The sequence below is a fragment of the Alteromonas sp. ABD4_190 genome (assembly GCF_056160105.1).
Genome location: NZ_JBSWWN010000001.1, coordinates 145,866 through 162,683, shown reverse-complemented (window position 1 = coordinate 162,683; position 16,818 = coordinate 145,866). Strand labels below are relative to the sequence as shown.

Here is a 16,818-nt window from a genome sequence, read left to right as displayed (position 1 = left end):
GGCCTCTTCTTGAATAAATACAAATAATTTAGTCTGGTACGTTATCGCAGTTACCGTCGGTGCATTCGCCGTACAGGTAAAGACTGTGATGAGTAAGCTTCATTTTATGCTGCTTAGCAATCATCTCTTGACGTTCTTCGATAATCTCATCTTCAAACTCGATCACTTTGCCACACTTAAGGCACACAAGGTGGTCGTGGTGATCTTTATGGCTAATTTCAAATACCGACTTCCCACCTTCAAAGTGGTGGCGGTTCAAAATACCTGCATCATCGAATTGGTTTAACACTCGGTAAACTGTAGCAAGGCCAATTTCTTCACCTTGTTCAATTAGGATCTTATATACGTCTTCAGCGCTGATATGTTGGTTTTCTGGCTCTTGCAGAATTTGTAAAATTTTAAGGCGAGGCAGAGTGACTTTAAGCCCTGCTTTTTTCAATTCTTTATTTTGATCCATTACAGCCTACTAAGAACGAGTGAATAAGTGTTTGGTGGTTATTATAGGTAAGTTGAAACAATTTAAAAGCAAAACCGTGGAATCTTTGTCTTCTCGTTGAAAATTTGCCCAAGACGCTAATTGCAAAAAATATTGTACTTAAGTGGGGGCCTTGCACCATGTGGCCTGACCAGAATGTAAGTACTCGATTTATCGAACAAATAAGTAAAATAAATAAAACTTTTGATGTATTGAATTAACATCCTGTTAAACTAAACTTAAAGAGTTTAATTCTTTTCGTAGTTTTTAGCATGTATTTAAGTGGAAGTACCCATGCGGTTGACAATAATAAATAAAATCACTTTAGGCTTCGGCTTATTTGGCTGCTTACTATTACTCACAAGTATCCTCTCTTATTTTGGTTTAAGCGGTATTAAGGACTCTGCACAAGATGTTGTAGAGCAAAAAATGCCAGTACAGACCAGTATGGTAAAAGTTAAAACCGAAATTTTGTCTTTATCGGTAATTACCGCAAATGGCTACCACGTAGGAAGTCGAAACGATTTAGAAAATAACAAGCAAACATTCGATACATTGTCATCTACTTTTTCTAACGATTTGTCGCGACTAAAGTCTCTCATGCCTAACAACGCAATAGCTAAGAATGCTGTTGAGGTAAGTTCGAGCTATGTGAGCGACAGTAATGAAATGTACATTGCAATTAACAAGAGAATGGATATAGAGAACGCGCTTGCCACGCAACTTGAAAAAGTACTTATGACGGCAGACGAAGCTAGCGCGTTGATGCTAGATCTTTCTTATCTCGATAGCAGTGATCCGAGTCTTGATACGCTAATTGGCGCAGGTACAGCCATTGATAATAAGCTACTAACAATGAACGACTCATTTATCGAGTTGGCCGAATCTAGCGACGCCACGCAAAGCGCCAGTATTATTGAAGATCTCGAATATCAATTAAGTAATCTGCAGGTAGATAAGGATTATGTGAACCGTTTGGCTACAGGGGTAGATGACGGCGGTACTATCGAGGCGTTTAACGAGCAATACGACTTATTGCTGGAATCGGTAAATGGTTCAAATGGTCTGATCGCGTTACAGCGACAGAAACTCGCTGAAGTTGAAAATGCAGCGCAAGCACAAAAACGGGCAAATCAGGCATTAGACACCGCCATTGCCGATATAAATAAGTTATTTGATACCGTTCAAAATCAGTCCCTTGAAGGCCAGAATGCGATACTTGAGTCGGTGCAAGAAAACTTGGTTCGCAATATTATAGTTGCTGCGATAGGGCTTATCGCTGCTATCTTTCTAGCGGTGATTGTAACGCGCAGTATTTCAAAGCCGCTCGCGCATATAAACAAAGGGTTAAGCCAGTTAAGCCAAGGGGATTTGAGTACTAAATTACCCGAAGAGGGCAACGATGAGTTTTCTGCTCTTTCAGCAAAAGTTAACAGCTTAACGGACAGCCTTAGAGAACTGGTGGGTAATATCTTAGAGCAGGAAAAACGTTTAATTGAAATAACAAAAGCAAGTGTTGAGCTTGGTAATAAGAGCTTATCTGAAGTGGACAAACAGCGAGAGCAAGTCACGGTTACCTCCACCAACACTAAGAATGTTCAAGACAAAAGTCGAAGTAACCTTGAGCAAATTAATCAAGCAATGGATGCATTGCACACTATAACCAGACAAAGTACTGACATTGGCCAACTGGTACAAAAAAGTAGTGAGCAAGTTAGCAACCAAGCGAGGCAGGCAGAGTCTTCAGCCCAGGTTATTGCTCGCTTAGATGATAACTCTAGAAGTATTGGCAGTATTTTGGACGTTATCAAAACTATAGCAGAGCAAACTAATTTGTTAGCGCTAAACGCCGCTATTGAGGCTGCGAGAGCTGGTGAACAGGGCAGGGGCTTTGCAGTTGTTGCAGATGAAGTGCGAACACTAGCAAATCGAACGCACGATTCTACAGAAGAAATCGAGCAAATGATTGGTAACTTGCAAAAAGATGCAGCGCAAGCTGTGAAAGCCATTAATGCAGGTCGTGAGCAAGCACAAGAAGGGGTAGAGATAACCCAGCAGGTTTCTCAGCAAGTCGAAAGCATCAGAGAAATCATTGAACGGTTGAGTGACATTAACGAACATATTGTTGAAGATACAGAGCAACAAGATGTGTTACTTGGTGACGTAGCAACAAGCTTAAACCGCATTGTAGCCCTTGCTGATTCAAGTGCACAGAGCACTAGACAGTCTAACGAATCAACCATGATGCTGGATGCGCAGACAGAAAGCTTAAGGAAGGCGGTAGAGCGATTTCGGCTTTAGTTAGTTCAATCGGCTAAACTAATAATTCAAAGAGTGCTTAGATATAACAAAAAACCGCTCAATTAGAGCGGTTTTTTCAATTGATAGCGGCTTGTTCGTAGCCAACAAGGCAGTGTTTACGCAAGCTCCGCCAAGCAAAGCTCGTCATGAATTTGCTTACACCAGGCTTTAACGCGAGAGTCTGTTAGCTCTGGTTGACGGTCTTCGTCAATACCAAGACCCACAAAGTGGTTGTCGTCTGCCATGCCTTTAGATGCTTCAAAGTCATAGCCTTCCGTAGACCATTGACCTACTAAAATAGCGCCTTTGGCTTCTACGATGTCGCGTACCATGCCCATCGCGTCTAGGAAGTATTCCGCATAGTCTTCCTGGTCGCCACAACCAAAAATAGCAACTAGCTTGTCGTTAAAGTCTATCTGCTCTAATTCAGGAAAGAAGTCATCCCAGTCACACTGTGCTTCACCGTAGTACCACGTAGGGATACCGAAGATAAGCAAATCAAACTCAGCGATGTCTTCTTTACTGCTCTTGGCAATATCTTTTACATCAATTAGCTGTTTACCCAATTCCTTCTGGATCATTTTCGCAACATGTTCGGTATTACCCGTGTCACTTCCGAAAAATAGGCCAACGCTTGCCATATCTAACCTCTATTAATCGTTACTAATTAAACGCCTGTGCTTAGCCAAAACCATTCAATAATGCCTTTCGCAAGAAAACCCAATGCGCCTAAACCTAGCACACCGTACGTTACCACTCTTCCAATAAGAGGAACATCGTTCTTACGTAATACATCGTGTACAGCAAAACCCATCAATCCAAAAAGAATAGACAAGCCGCCATACAGCATAATGGACTCAATGAGTTCGTAATTTTCTGCAAGCATAGTGTTGTTACTTAAAAATTTCTGGCGCAACTATATCACAGTATGTACGCCTGTAAGAGCCTAAAACGTTCAAAAATATGTAATAATAGTCATTCTCATCCTGTTGAATGAGAAATATTCCACTTTATGACGATTTGTTGAGCGTTCTCTCTACAATTCCGTTAAACGCAGCTGGCTTTTCAGCGTGTAACCAATGCCCCGTACCTTCAATAATATGCGCTTTCGCATTTGGAAAGTAGCGAGCTATCGCATCGCGATAGGCCGGTGTAATGTAGTCGGACTCGCTGCCCTTAATAAATAAGGTTACGCCATCGAACGTTTGATTTGTTTGTTCCCAATCAATAATGTGCGAGTAACTTTTGATTAGTCCGCTCACGTTGAAGCGCCACTTCCATGCTCCGTTTTCATCTTGATACAGGCTTTTTAATAGAAACTGTCTGACGCCCATTTCTTTAACGTGGGCAGCCATTTGTTTTTCAGCGTCCTTTCTACTTTCAATGGTATCCAAAGAAACAGAATTCAACCCATCAAATACCGCTTGGTGGCTGTGTTCATAACTCACTGGGGCAATATCAGCTACGATTAAATGTGTGATTTTTTCGTTGTGATTTAATGCCAGCTTCATTGCAACCTTTCCGCCAAGGGAATGACCCAGTACAGCGCTTTTTTCAATATTTAAAGATTGCATAATGTCGTAAATTGCATCTGCGGCAGCTGACATAGAAAAACTATCAGTCCACGGAGACTCACCGTGATCCGGAAGGTCTACACTTATAATATTAAAAGCTGATTCAAAATGTCGTTTAACAACGGCTAAATTATCTGCGTTGCCGAAAAGCCCATGGATTAAAATTAACCATGGTGATGATGCATCTCGCTTTGAAAGTTTATAATTTAACTTCACAACTTATGTACCCATGAATAATTGTCTGATAGACATAGCTTGAGTCTTAAAAACAAAATAAGGCCTGTAAAAACAGACCTTATTAGCAGGTTAAATAGTGATATTAATTAATAGCGTAATCGTTGAGAGATTTGCCGCTATCTAGTGCATCTTTGTAAACGCGAGGCATACGACCAATGCCCGTCCACAAGTGCTCTTCGCCATCGCTATCGACAAGTTTGTATTTAACGGGGCGCTTCTTACCTACATTTTTATTTGTGCCGGTATCCAAAGCTTGTAAATCTTCTACGTTTAGACCTGCTTCTTCCATTTGCTGTTTAATAGCAGCCAGTTTTTCTAATTTTTCTTTTTTTAGTTGTTCTTGTTCTAATAATTTTTCTTTTCTTTTTTCTATTATACCGTTAAGTTTTTCCTGAACTTGTTCAAGTTCTTCTATGCTTAATTCCTTAACAGCACCTTGTAAACGTCTTCCATGGGTTAAAATATCTAAAAATTCGCTCATTAATTAACCTTAATACGTTGTACTAAATTCCTGTAAGATAATAATTAAAAGTAGCACAAAAAAAAAGCGAGCTAAGCTCGCTTTTAAAAAATATCAGTTAAATAACCAAATATTGCATTTAATTACATATTTGGATAATTCGGACCGCCTGCACCTTCAGGTACAACCCACTTAATATTCTGGCTAGGATCTTTAATATCGCATGTTTTACAATGAACACAGTTTTGCGCATTAATTTGAAAGCGTTTTTCACCTTCCTCTTCAATAACCTCATAAACGCCAGCAGGGCAATAGCGCTGTGCGGGTTCTGCAAATTTTGGTAGGTTAACCTGTAAAGGAATAGACGGGTCTTTTAATTTTAAGTGACAAGGCTGATCTTCCTCGTGATTCGTATTCGACAAAAATACAGAAGATAATTTATCAAAGCTAAGTACACCGTCAGGCTTTGGATAAGAAATTTCTTTCGCGTCTTTCGCTTCCTTAAGCTGTGCGTAATCTTTGTGTTCGTCTTTCATGGTAAAGAATAAATTACCGTTAAAGATATTTTGCTCTAACGTATTAAATGCACCGCCCCAGAAATTGCCGAGTTTATGAATAGCAGGGCCGAAATTGCGAGAGCGGAATAATTCATCGTATAACCACGACGATTTGAATTTTTCCGTAAAGCTGGTTAATTCTTTTGTTGGTGCTTCCGCATTTTCTGATAAAGCCTCGAAAATGCTTTCGGCTGCGAGCATGCCCGACTTCATGGCTGTGTGGTTACCTTTAATTTTGGCAAAATTTAGGGTACCTGCTTCACAGCCTACCAGTAAGCCGCCTGGGAAAGTCATCTTAGGTAAAGAGTTAAACCCACCTTTGGCAATTGCACGTGCGCCATAAGATACACGTTTACCACCTTCAAGGTATTGTTTGAAAACAGGGTGATGTTTCAAGCGTTGAAACTCGTCAAACGGGCTCAAATAAGGGTTGTCGTAGTTAAGGTCGACAATTAAGCCTACAAACACCTGATTATCTTCGGCGTGATATAAATAGCTACCGCCCGTGGCGTCATCAAGTGGCCATCCTGCACTGTGTACTACTAAACCCGGCTGGTGCTTCGCTGGGTCTATATCCCAAATCTCTTTAAAGCCAATGGCGTAATGTTGCGGTGAGCTGTTTTCATCTAGCTTAAAATGAGAAATTAGCTCTTTGCCTAGGTGACCACGACAGCCTTCTGCAAACACGGTGTATTTAGCACGTAGTTCCATGCCCGGCATGTAACCGTCTTTTGGCTCACCGTCTTCACCTACGCCCATGTCGCCGGTAAGCACGCCGCCAACGCTACCGTCTTCGTTATAAATAACTTCAGAAGCTGCAAAGCCGGGGAATACTTCAACGCCTAGCTGTTCGGCCTGTTCTGCAAGCCAACGGCTAACATTGCCCATAGACACGATATAGTTACCATCATTGTGCATAGTTTTGGGCGTAATGGCGTTTGGTAACTTTTTCGCTGACGTTTCATCATTAAGTAAATAAATGTGGTCTTCGGTTACCGGGGTGTTAAGTGGCGCACCTTTTTCTTTCCAATCGGGAAATAGTTCGTTTAGCGAACGGGGCTCAAATACCGCGCCTGAGAGAATATGTGCACCTACCTCGGAGCCCTTTTCGACCACACAAACCATAAGTTCTTGGTCTTTTTCATTCGCAAGCTGCATAAGCTTACAAGCAGTTGATAATCCAGCTGGGCCGGCACCGACGATGACTACGTCAAACTCCATCGATTCTCGTTCCACGGGAGGCTCCTTATGTTTGTATTTTTATAGTGCACTATTGATGAAACAAATAATGCTTTGTGTCAAAAACATGTAAATTAATTGTCGTTTTGCAAGGTAATGCAGGTTGACGTTTACGTCAACAGTAAGTACATTGCAAAGCAGTTTACGTTAACGTTAACTGGCAGCGCATTATACCTGCTCGTAAACGTGGTGTTAACGTCGTTTTAAGGCTAGCCTTTAAAAAACGTACGTTCCACAGTTTCTTTTTTAACGTATAAGCATTGTTAAAGTTTCAAAAAGCGTGGTGAAGTAATACGTTTTTAATTATTAATAGTTAATTATTAATGAAACGTAATTAGCACTGACGAACTCAACAATTGAGGTAAATATGAAAATACTCGTACCGGTCAAACGCGCGATCGACTACAACGTTAAGGTAAGAGTGAAGGCTGATGAATCAGGCGTAGATCTTACAAACGCGAAAATGGCCATTAACCCTTTTTGTGAAATTGCTGTTGAAGAAGCCGTTCGATTAAAAGAAAAAGGCGTGGCAACGGAAATCGTTGTTGTTTCAATAGGTGATAAAAGCTGCCAAGAACAAATACGCACAGCACTTGCCCTAGGTGCTGATCGTGGTATCCAAATTGATACAGACCAAAATCTTGATTCACTTCAAGTGGCAAAACTTTTAGCGAAAGTGGTTGAAGAAGAACAGCCTCAACTAGTTATTCTTGGAAAGCAGAGCATTGACTCTGACAACAACCAAACTGGCCAAATGCTGGCAGCGCTAACGGGTATGCCTCAAGGTACTTTCGCTTCAGAAGTGGTTGTAGATGGCGAAAAAGTAAACGTAACACGTGAAATTGACGGTGGTCTTCAAACGGTAGCGCTTTCGCTTCCAGCTGTTGTAACGACAGATCTTCGTTTGAATGAACCGCGTTATGCATCGCTTCCAAATATTATGAAAGCAAAGCGTAAGCCTCTTGATGTTAAAGCTGCGGCAGATTTCGGTGTTGCGCTTGAATCAAACGTTAAGGTACTGAAAGTTACGCCACCGCCTCAGCGTGAGGGTGGCATTAAAGTAGCAGACGTTGCCGAGTTGGTAGACAAGTTAAAGAATGAAGCAAAGGTGATCTCATGAGCGTACTCGTATATGCAGAACACGACAATGCAAGCTTAAAGACGGAAACGCATAAGCTTGTTAACGCCGCACAAAAGATGGGTGGCGATATCCATGTATTAGTAGCGGGTGAAGGTTGCCAAGCAGTTGCTGAAGCTGCGGCGCAAATTGACGGCGTTGCAAAAGTACTTGTTGCCGACAATGCGGCCTACAAGCACCAACTTGCAGAGAATACAGCTGATCTAGTAGTAGAGCTTGCTGGCGACTACAGCCATGTTGTTGCCGCTGCAACCACTACAGGTAAAAACTTTATACCTCGTGTAGCTGCACTGCTAGACGTAGCGCAAATTTCAGACATCATTGGTGTAGAGAGCGAAGATACCTTTGTTCGTCCAATTTATGCAGGTAACGCGATTGCTACCGTTCAATCATCTGATGCGAAGAAGGTGATTACGGTTCGTGCCGCATCATTCGATGCAGCTGCAACAGGTGGTAGTGCTGAAGTAACCGCAATTGATGTGGTTAAAGGCAGTGAGAAGTCTGATTTCGTATCGGCAGAGCTTACTGAGTCTGAGCGCCCTGAACTAACGGCGGCTGAAGTAGTTATTTCTGGTGGTCGCGGTATGCAAAATGGTGATAACTTCAAGCTTCTTGAGGGTATTGCTGACAAACTTGGTGCCGCTATTGGTGCATCGCGTGCAGCGGTAGATGCTGGGTTTGTTCCAAATGATATGCAGGTGGGTCAAACAGGTAAGATTGTTGCACCTCAACTTTACATTGCAGTAGGCATCTCGGGCGCTATTCAGCACCTTGCAGGTATGAAAGATTCAAAAGTTATTGTTGCTATCAACAAAGACGAAGAAGCGCCAATCTTCCAGGTTGCTGACTACGGCTTGGTAGGCGACTTGTTTGAGGTACTTCCAGAGTTGGAAGGAACGCTTTAATTCGAGCTCTTAGGCTAAATAAGACAAAGGCTGCATTTATGCAGCCTTTTTTGTAGGGGTATTGTTCTATGTACCTATGGCGAATCAAGATTTGTTTTGAAGCTGATTTACCACTCAAACACGCACAACTGAATTATCTTCTAGGCTAACAGGAGAGGGTGTATAAGCGTCGGCTGCCCAGTCGTTTTCCCATTTTTCACCATCGATAAGATAGCGAAACTGATATTCGTGATCTTTTTCCAAATCCACTGTTAATGTGAAATCGCCACTTTTAAGCTTTTTCATCGTCAGTGGCTGCGTTTTCCAATCAGTGAAATCTCCACATAGTGCAGCTTCTTTCGCATCTTTTGCTGCTTCCGCATTCAGTCGAAATGTCACTTTGCACAAAGGTTTTGATTTAAGGTATTGTTTCTTAAGACTCATAATGTGTTTTCCCTTCAACGTAGCGAAATCATTCCCGAGGCTATTTCTCATTAGAAAGTTAGCTTGAACAACAGCCGTCGGTTAACTCATAACCAATGAGTGCTCAAATAATCAACGAAAACCTGATAATTATCAATCTTACTTTGTATTCTTTTGATAATTTTTTATATTAGGTGTGCTGATTTTTGAATGTGTATAAAAACAACAATTAGAAACAAAATTTAACAATCTTAATTGAGCATAATAACCAAAAATCAGTACACTAGTTGTGAAACAATAATAATAGAATCTAGCGGGTTATCAGGTGATAAGTGAATAGGGTGGTAGTCTATAGCCTAAATGTCACTAGCACAGGTGCCTTCTTTCTCAGGGATAGTAAATGAAAAACTCCATGTTAATGAAAAGTGGTATTCCATTATTCATAGTGCTGATCGCATTTATCGCCGCGACGGTTATGATCAAATCACGTAAGCCTCCAGAGCAAGTGCCCGTAGAAATTCCCGCTTTTCTCGTTGACGCAAAAGAAGTTTACTCAGAAGCAGTAAACTTTGTTGTCAAATCCCAGGGTAACGTAGTTCCGCAGAATAAAACGTCATTGAGTGCACAGGTCAGTGGTCAAGTTATAAGCTTGTCGAAAGTTTTTGTTGCTGGTGGAACTTTTAAAAAAGGCGATGTACTTGCCACGTTAGAACAAGATGATTATCGCACTGATCTTAAGCTAGCCGAAGCTGAATTGGCCCAAGCTAAAGCAGCCCTTCAAGAAGAAATAGCTCGCGGAAAAGTAGCCGAACAAGAATGGCGTTCAGTCAGAAACGTAGCGCCGCCTGAGCTAGGCTTAAGAAAGCCTCAATTGGCAAAAGAACAGGCAAACGTGAAAGCGGCAGAAGCTAAGTTGGAGCGCGCTAAGCGCAACTTGGCTAGAACCCAAATTACCGCTCCTTACAACGGTATTGTGGTGGAGCGTAATATAGATCTCGGACAGTTTGTCGCCATGGGCTCTGTACTTGGCACTATTTACTCTACTGATACCGCGGAAGTTAGGTTACCTATTACCGACAGCGACTTAATGTTTATTAATATTGCTGGGCAGTCTAGCGAAGGGGCCCCTGTTTCATTAACTGCGACTGTTGGTGGTGTTAAACGCGTTTGGGAAGGTCAACTGGTTCGTTCAGAAGGTATTTTGGATACAGGAAGCAGAGTGGTGTATGCCATTGTTGAGGTGCAAGACCCTTACAATTTGCAGACTTCACACCAGTCACCTTTGCGTTTTGGACAGTTCGTTGAAGCAGAAATTACCTCACGTCAAAACGAAGAGCTTGTCGTGTTACCTCGCAGCATTTTGCGTTTAGACAATACCGTGCTTACTGTGAACGATAATCGCGAAATTGAAATTAAGCCTGTAGAAGTAGCCCGCACCACAGCGAAAGATGTCTTTATTCGCTCAGGTATTGCGGAAGGAAGTTTGGTGGTAACCAGTGCGGTTCCAAATCCATACGACGGCATGAAAGTGCGCCTGCCGGGTGACGAGTCCGTACTTGCTGATACTGCAGAAGCGGACTCTTCTGATAGTACTGATAGTGTGGAAAGCGAATCGTCGGAAGGTGACAACTAATGAGTCGCATCGATACCAACAAAGGTTTAATTGCTTGGTTTGCGCGTAACAATGTGGCGGCCAACCTGCTGATGATTTTGCTTATTGTGGGCGGCTTGTTCAGCGCTTTCAGTATTCAAAAACAAGTATTTCCGAGCTTTGAAATTGACGTCATTAGCGTTCGTGTACCTTATTTGGGCGCAGCCCCTCAGGAAGTTGAAGAAGGGGTGCTGCTTAAAATTGAAGAGTCTATAAAGGACTTGGAGGGAATAAAGCAGCTTAACTCTACCGCCGTAGAAGGCATGGGAACAGTAAGTATACAGGTAGAAGAAGACTATGATGTTCAGTCTCTACTTGATGAAGTAAAGGTTCAAGTTGATGCCATTCCAAGTTTTCCCGCGGATACTGAAAAGCCCGTTATTTATCGTCAAAAAATTCAACAGGACGTGATATGGCTATCAGTTTATGGGGATGCTTCTGAAAGAGAGTTGAAAGAGTTTGCTAAAGACTTAAGGGATGACATTGCTAACCTGCCAGGTATATCAAGTGTTCAGGTTGTAGGCTCAAGAGATTATGAAATTTCTGTAGAACTATCTGAAGTCGATTTGCAAAAGTATAACCTTACGTTTGCTGATGTGGTCGCTCGTTTGAGTCAAACCAGTGTAGACTTACCAGGTGGTTCAATTCGCACGGAAAACGGCGACATACTGCTAAGAACAAAAGGGCAGGCCTACACAGGTTGGGACTTCTCTCAAATCGTACTCGTCACAAACGCAAACGGTACCCGCGTTACGTTGGGCGATGTTGCCTATATCAACGATGGATTCATTGAAAACAATCAATATGCGCTGTTTGATGATAAACCAGCAGTTAGCTTGCGTGTGCAAGCTGTGGGCGATCAAAACGCCTTAGAAATCTCTGAGCAGGTTAACAATTACATTGATAGTCAAAAGTCTGAGTTTCCTGCGCACATTACTGCAGATACGTGGGGCGATAGTTCATTCTATCTAGCTGACCGACTTAACATGATGCTTGAGAACATGTTCTTCGGTGCATTGCTTGTATTCTTAGTTCTTTCGTTGTTTTTGAAAATTAAGCTCGCGTTTTGGGTCATCGTGGGCTTGCCAGTCTGCTTCCTTGGCACTTTGCTTGTAATGCCGTTAGATATGGTTGGCGTGTCGATTAACATGCTTAGTCTTTTTGCCTTTATTCTTGTATTGGGGATTGTGGTAGATGACGCAATTATCATGGGTGAATCTGCTTACTCTGAAATTGATAAAAAAGGGCACAGTGCTGATAACGTTATTGCGGGCGTTAAAAAAGTTGCTATGCCTGCAACTTTTGGTGTTTTAACCACTATTGCTGCGTTTTCACCCATGCTTATGGTATCCGGTCCATTCGGCATTATTTGGAAAACCATCGGCATGGTGGTGATTGTTTGTCTTATCTTCTCGCTTATTGAATCGAAGTTAATCCTGCCGGCGCACTTAGTGCACATGAAACTCAAGCCTTATGATCCGGAAAAAGCCAACGCGTTCCAAAAGTTCCGAGACTTCTTCAGTGAAGGAATAAAGATATTTATTAATAATAAGTACGCGCCGTTTTTAGCAAAAGCAATACGCAATCGCTATACAACAGTGGCCGTATTTTTGGCGATGCTGATCCTTACCGTGGGGCTATTCGGTGGCGGCATCGTGCGTTTTGTATTCTTCCCGAATATTCCTAGTGATTTTATGATGGCCAGCTTTGAGTTAGAGCCCGGCTCGTCACTAGAACAGCGAGATAAGGTACTAACTACACTTCGCGAAGCTATGCATCGTATGGATGACAAAGTTGCAGAAGAGACGGGCGAAAACGTCATTAAGCACGCGATAGCCTTTGACAATGGTAACTTAGGTGGTGAAATCTTTGCTGAGCTTACAAAAGGTGAAACCCGCACGCTTACTGACTTTGAAATTCAGGATATGTGGCGTCAAGAGGTTCCTGAAATTCCGGGAGTGAAGTCATTTAATATTAGCTCACCGGGTGGTCCAGGCGGCGGCGCTGACCTTAGCTTTGAATTTAGCTCCAGTGATATTAAAGCCTTGCGAGCTATTAGTGACGACATTAAGAAGGCCTTGGATAAATACGAAGGCGTTACCGATATCAACGATACCTTCTCTGGCGGTAGCGAAGAAATTCAGTTAGCGCTGAAACCTCAGGCCGATGCGTTGGGCATTTCACTGCGCGATCTAGGTCAGCAAGTTCGCTTTGGTTTTTACGGTGCAGAAGTGCAGCGTATTCAGCGTGATGATGAAGAAATAAAAGTTATGGTGCGCTACCCGAAAGCGGAGCGCAGTTCCATAGAGCACCTTGAAAATATGCGTATTCGTGCGCCAAACGGTCAAGAGATCCCGTTCGAGCAGGTGGCCACATTCACCGTGGGGCAAGGGTTCGATTCAATCATTCGTGTAGATGGTAAACGTTCAGTCACCGTAACGGGTGTAGTTGATAAAGCGTTACTTGACCCTTCAGAAGTGACTAACGATGTCATTGATAACTTAATGCCTGACCTACTAGCCCGCTATCCAAGTGTTGAGTTCCAGCTTCAAGGAAATTCAAAGGAGCAGGCTGATGCTATGGTTAGTCTGATGCAGGGGCTATTGTTTGCGTTATTTGCTATTTATGCCTTACTTGCGATACCGCTTAAATCATACAGCCAACCCTTGATTATCATGTCGGTGATCCCTTTTGGTATCGTTGGCGCCATAGTCGGTCATTTGGTATTGGGCATGGCGGTGAGCGTTTTGTCTGTCTGCGGCATCATAGCTTTGTCGGGTGTTGTGGTGAACGATAGCTTGATTATGGTGGACTTTGTGAATCGCGCGCGTAAAGAAGGCATGTCGCTTATGGATGCGGCTATTAGCGCTGGTACGCAGCGTTTTAGAGCAATCATCTTGACGTCATTAACAACCTTTATGGGCCTTATGCCGATAGTATTTGAACGCAGTTTACAGGCTCAGGTTGTTATTCCAATGGCGGTTTCTCTGGCCTTCGGTATTTTATTTGCCACGGTAATCACCTTGCTGCTTGTTCCTGCACTGTACTTAATTCTCAACGACCTTAAAAATGTGTTTAGAGGAAGAAGATACCAACAAGTTACGACAGAAAGCTAAATAGACAATGCCGGGTAAAACCGGCATTTTCTTTTAAGGAATGAAAAAATGAAAAAAAATCTGATTTATGCAGCTGTAGTAGCAGCGTCAGCATGCTTAACCTTTGCTTGCACTAGTTCAAATACCGCTGATACTAATTTGGTTGAAAATGAAACCGAAAGCCTTGCTATGCCGAAAGTACCTGGATACCCGGCAAGCAAAACCGTTGCGCAGCAAGATAACTATCACGGCACTATGGTAAGCGATCCATATCGTTGGTTAGAAGACGAAAAGAGTGAAGAAGTTAAAGCTTGGGTCGATTCGCAAAACACTTTGGCTCGTCCTTATCTGGCTGAACTACCTTCTAGAGAGCTTTACAAAGAACGCTTAACCGCGCTATGGGATTACGAGAAGTATTCAACGCCCTATATGGTTAATGGCAAGCTGTTTTATTCGTATAACGACGGCTTACAAAACCAATACGTACTTTACATGTCCGGTGGTGTAAACGGAGAACCCGAAGTACTTATCGATCCGAATACATTGAGTGACGACGGCACAGTATCTATGGCGTCGACTGAACTTAGTCCGAAAGCTTCTTATCTTGCCTACATGCTGTCTGACGGCGGTACCGACTGGAAAACTATCCACGTTCGTGACACCAGCAGCAAAATAGACTTAACCGATACCATTGAAGGCATTAAGTTTTCAAATATTGCATGGCTTCCCGATGAAAGTGGTTTTTTCTATTCTCGTTATCCAAAAAATGAGGTGGGTAAATACGATGATAGCCAAACTGTATCTATCTATTTTCACGCGATAGGTACAGAACAAAGTGCAGATAAAAAGATCTTTGCATTTGAAAATAAACCCACTTGGAACCCGTACCCTTCAGTTGTGCAAGACGGAAATACTTTGCTTATATCCGTTTTCGAGGGGTACCAGGCTAACGGTGTCTACGCTAAATCTCTTGAAAAAGAAAACAGTGAGCTTGTTGCAGTTTTCGACCAATGGGATGGGCGATACGATCTAATTGGCGAACACAAAGATGCGCTATTTTTTAAGTCTACTGCAGGCGCGCCAACAGGTAAGGTTATTAAGGTTGATTTCGATGGTGGCGTTAAAGCAACGGAAACCGTAATTGAAAGTACACCTGATACCTTGTCCAGCGTGTCACTTTTAGGAGAAAAGCTTTTTGCTCAGTATCTAAAAGACGTAAAAGGGCAAGTGAGTGTCTTTGATTTAAGCGGCAAAAAAGTCGATGAAATTGCGTTTTCCGATATCGGTAGCGTGAGCGGATTTTATGGAAGCAAAAATGCAGATATAACATTCTATAAACTTACCGGGTTTACTAACCCGGGTCAGGTCTATGCCTATAACGTTGAAAGTGGTGAGTCATCACTATTTAAAACTATCAACACGGGTATTAACTACGACGACTATGAAACCAAGCAGGTGTTTTATACCAGTAAAGATGGCACTAAAGTTCCCATGTTTATTGTGCACAAGAAAGGCTTGAAGCTAGACGGAAACAATAAAACCTTATTGTACGGTTACGGTGGTTTTAATATTTCATTGCTTCCACGGTATTCAGTGTCGCGCATGGTTTGGGTAGAGCAGGGCAACGTGCTGGCTATCGCAAACTTACGAGGTGGTGGCGAATATGGCCAGCAGTGGCATAAGGCCGGTACAAAGTTAGATAAGCAAAACGTATTTGATGATTTTATCGCAGCAGGCGAGTATTTAGTTGAAAGCGGCTACACCACGCCAGAAAAAATGGGTATTCAGGGGGGCTCGAATGGCGGCTTACTTGTTGGCGCTACTTTAACGCAGCGCCCAGACCTTTTCTCTGCCGCCTTACCTGCAGTGGGCGTGTTAGATATGCTTCGCTACCACACGCCAAGTGCAAATGCGCGAGCATGGTCTTCCGATTACGGCCTAAGTGAAAACAAAGACGAGTTTGATGCGCTTTATGCTTATTCGCCACTTCACAACACTAAACCCGGCACTTGCTATCCGGCCACATTGGTAACAACAGGTGATCACGATGACAGAGTAGTACCGTGGCATAGCTATAAGTTCGCGGCGCAATTACAGGCAGATCAAGGATGTGATAATCCAGTACTACTTCGTGTAGAAACCCGTGCGGGTCACGGCGCAGGCACGCCAACGTGGATGAGAATTGAGGGGTATGCAGACCAGTGGGCGTTTTTAGAATCCGCTCTTAATTAACTTCTCACAATTTTCAAAGAAAACAAGCCGCTGTATAAAGCGGCTTTTTTGTTTGCATTTTAAACAAATGACCATATACTGTATAAATATCAGTATGGTTTATTTTGAGTCTCATTTGGTTGGGCGACTTTGCACAACCTTTAGGAGAAAATTATGCAAACAGGCATTAAAGCGGTTGATCAACTTATTTCAAAACACGGCATTATGGCTGATTTAGGTGCAGACACGTTTCAACGCCGTACTCGCCTAACCGGTGGCGATGAGCGCGCAAACGCACTGCCATTTTGTATGTATCAAAAAGTGGCACATGCCCCATTATCAAAGCAGTTTACCGTGCACCATTTTTATATGCCGAGTAACAAAGGGAAGTTAGCAAGCTTTCTGTTTGATGAAAAAGGGCAATTGATAGAGCAAGTCTATTATCAAAAAGTCGCGCGCTGGGTGCAGGTGTGTAGAAAGCTACAGCAATTAGTGCAAATGCCTACGTCTGATGTTCATATGGCGGCGTAAAAGACATAAAAAAAGCGGTGCCGTTTTTCAACGCCACCGCTT

14 protein-coding genes are annotated in these 16,818 nt (G+C 42.7%); 7 read left to right on the top strand and 7 right to left on the bottom strand.

All coding sequences use genetic code 11. From position 1 onward, the window contains the following. Positions 1–28: 28 nt before the first annotated feature. Positions 29–457 carry a ferric iron uptake transcriptional regulator gene (gene fur / locus ACXAFM_RS00815; RefSeq protein WP_474826040.1) on the bottom strand — a complete coding sequence of 143 codons (429 nt, stop codon included), beginning with the start codon at positions 455–457 and terminating at the stop codon, positions 29–31. A gap of 312 nt (positions 458–769) precedes the next feature. Between fur and ACXAFM_RS00810 the strand changes: the two genes are divergently transcribed. Continuing rightward, a complete protein-coding gene (locus ACXAFM_RS00810; RefSeq protein ID WP_474832743.1) occupies positions 770–2,776 on the top strand; it encodes a methyl-accepting chemotaxis protein in 2,007 nt (668 codons plus the stop codon). A gap of 116 nt (positions 2,777–2,892) precedes the next feature. Here ACXAFM_RS00810 and fldA read toward each other — a convergent pair whose 3' ends face one another. The 5 genes from fldA to ACXAFM_RS00785 form a co-directional block, all read right to left on the bottom strand. Next, on the bottom strand, positions 2,893–3,417 hold the full coding sequence (gene fldA / locus ACXAFM_RS00805) for a flavodoxin FldA (protein WP_014949739.1): 525 nt from the start codon (positions 3,415–3,417) through the stop codon (positions 2,893–2,895). Between the two features lie 26 nt (positions 3,418–3,443). Then, positions 3,444–3,662, bottom strand: coding sequence for a DUF2788 domain-containing protein (locus tag ACXAFM_RS00800; RefSeq protein ID WP_012519093.1), 219 nt, complete (start codon positions 3,660–3,662; stop codon positions 3,444–3,446). A 124-nt stretch (positions 3,663–3,786) separates the two neighbouring features. Then, on the bottom strand, positions 3,787–4,566 hold the full coding sequence (locus ACXAFM_RS00795) for an alpha/beta fold hydrolase (RefSeq protein WP_474832740.1): 780 nt from the start codon (positions 4,564–4,566) through the stop codon (positions 3,787–3,789). Positions 4,567–4,669: 103 nt separating this feature from the next. Then, positions 4,670–5,068 (bottom strand): H-NS histone family protein, encoded by a 399-nt coding sequence (locus ACXAFM_RS00790; RefSeq protein WP_474806390.1) that lies wholly within the window; start codon positions 5,066–5,068, stop codon positions 4,670–4,672. A gap of 122 nt (positions 5,069–5,190) precedes the next feature. Beyond that, a complete protein-coding gene (locus ACXAFM_RS00785; RefSeq protein ID WP_474832738.1) occupies positions 5,191–6,840 on the bottom strand; it encodes an electron transfer flavoprotein-ubiquinone oxidoreductase in 1,650 nt (549 codons plus the stop codon). A 370-nt stretch (positions 6,841–7,210) separates the two neighbouring features. Here ACXAFM_RS00785 and ACXAFM_RS00780 point away from each other — a divergent pair, with 370 nt between their 5' ends. Then, the gene (locus ACXAFM_RS00780) at positions 7,211–7,963 is read left to right on the top strand and encodes an electron transfer flavoprotein subunit beta/FixA family protein (protein WP_039216447.1); all 753 of its coding nucleotides are present in this window, start codon (positions 7,211–7,213) and stop codon (positions 7,961–7,963) included. Next, on the top strand, positions 7,960–8,886 hold the full coding sequence (locus tag ACXAFM_RS00775) for an electron transfer flavoprotein subunit alpha/FixB family protein (protein WP_474832735.1): 927 nt from the start codon (positions 7,960–7,962) through the stop codon (positions 8,884–8,886). The genes ACXAFM_RS00780 and ACXAFM_RS00775 overlap by 4 nt, the downstream gene beginning before the upstream one ends. A gap of 114 nt (positions 8,887–9,000) precedes the next feature. Here the strand turns inward: ACXAFM_RS00775 and ACXAFM_RS00770 are convergent, their stop codons facing one another. Beyond that, complete coding sequence (locus ACXAFM_RS00770; protein ID WP_334060050.1) at positions 9,001–9,309, bottom strand: isoamylase early set domain-containing protein; 309 nt, start codon at positions 9,307–9,309, stop codon at positions 9,001–9,003. A 379-nt stretch (positions 9,310–9,688) separates the two neighbouring features. Here ACXAFM_RS00770 and ACXAFM_RS00765 point away from each other — a divergent pair, with 379 nt between their 5' ends. The 4 genes from ACXAFM_RS00765 to ACXAFM_RS00750 all read left to right on the top strand — a co-directional run bounded on the left by ACXAFM_RS00765 (position 9,689) and on the right by ACXAFM_RS00750 (position 16,776). Continuing rightward, positions 9,689–10,921: an efflux RND transporter periplasmic adaptor subunit gene (locus ACXAFM_RS00765; protein ID WP_474832733.1), complete on the top strand. Its 1,233-nt coding sequence runs from the start codon at positions 9,689–9,691 to the stop codon at positions 10,919–10,921. Next, positions 10,921–14,055 (top strand): efflux RND transporter permease subunit, encoded by a 3,135-nt coding sequence (locus ACXAFM_RS00760; protein WP_474832730.1) that lies wholly within the window; start codon positions 10,921–10,923, stop codon positions 14,053–14,055. The genes ACXAFM_RS00765 and ACXAFM_RS00760 overlap by 1 nt, the downstream gene beginning before the upstream one ends. Before the next feature lie 48 nt (positions 14,056–14,103). Then, the gene (locus ACXAFM_RS00755; RefSeq protein ID WP_474832728.1) at positions 14,104–16,266 is read left to right on the top strand and encodes a prolyl oligopeptidase family serine peptidase; all 2,163 of its coding nucleotides are present in this window, start codon (positions 14,104–14,106) and stop codon (positions 16,264–16,266) included. Positions 16,267–16,419: 153 nt separating this feature from the next. After that, complete coding sequence (locus tag ACXAFM_RS00750; protein ID WP_474832725.1) at positions 16,420–16,776, top strand: hypothetical protein; 357 nt, start codon at positions 16,420–16,422, stop codon at positions 16,774–16,776. The last annotated feature ends 42 nt before the right edge of the window (positions 16,777–16,818 follow it).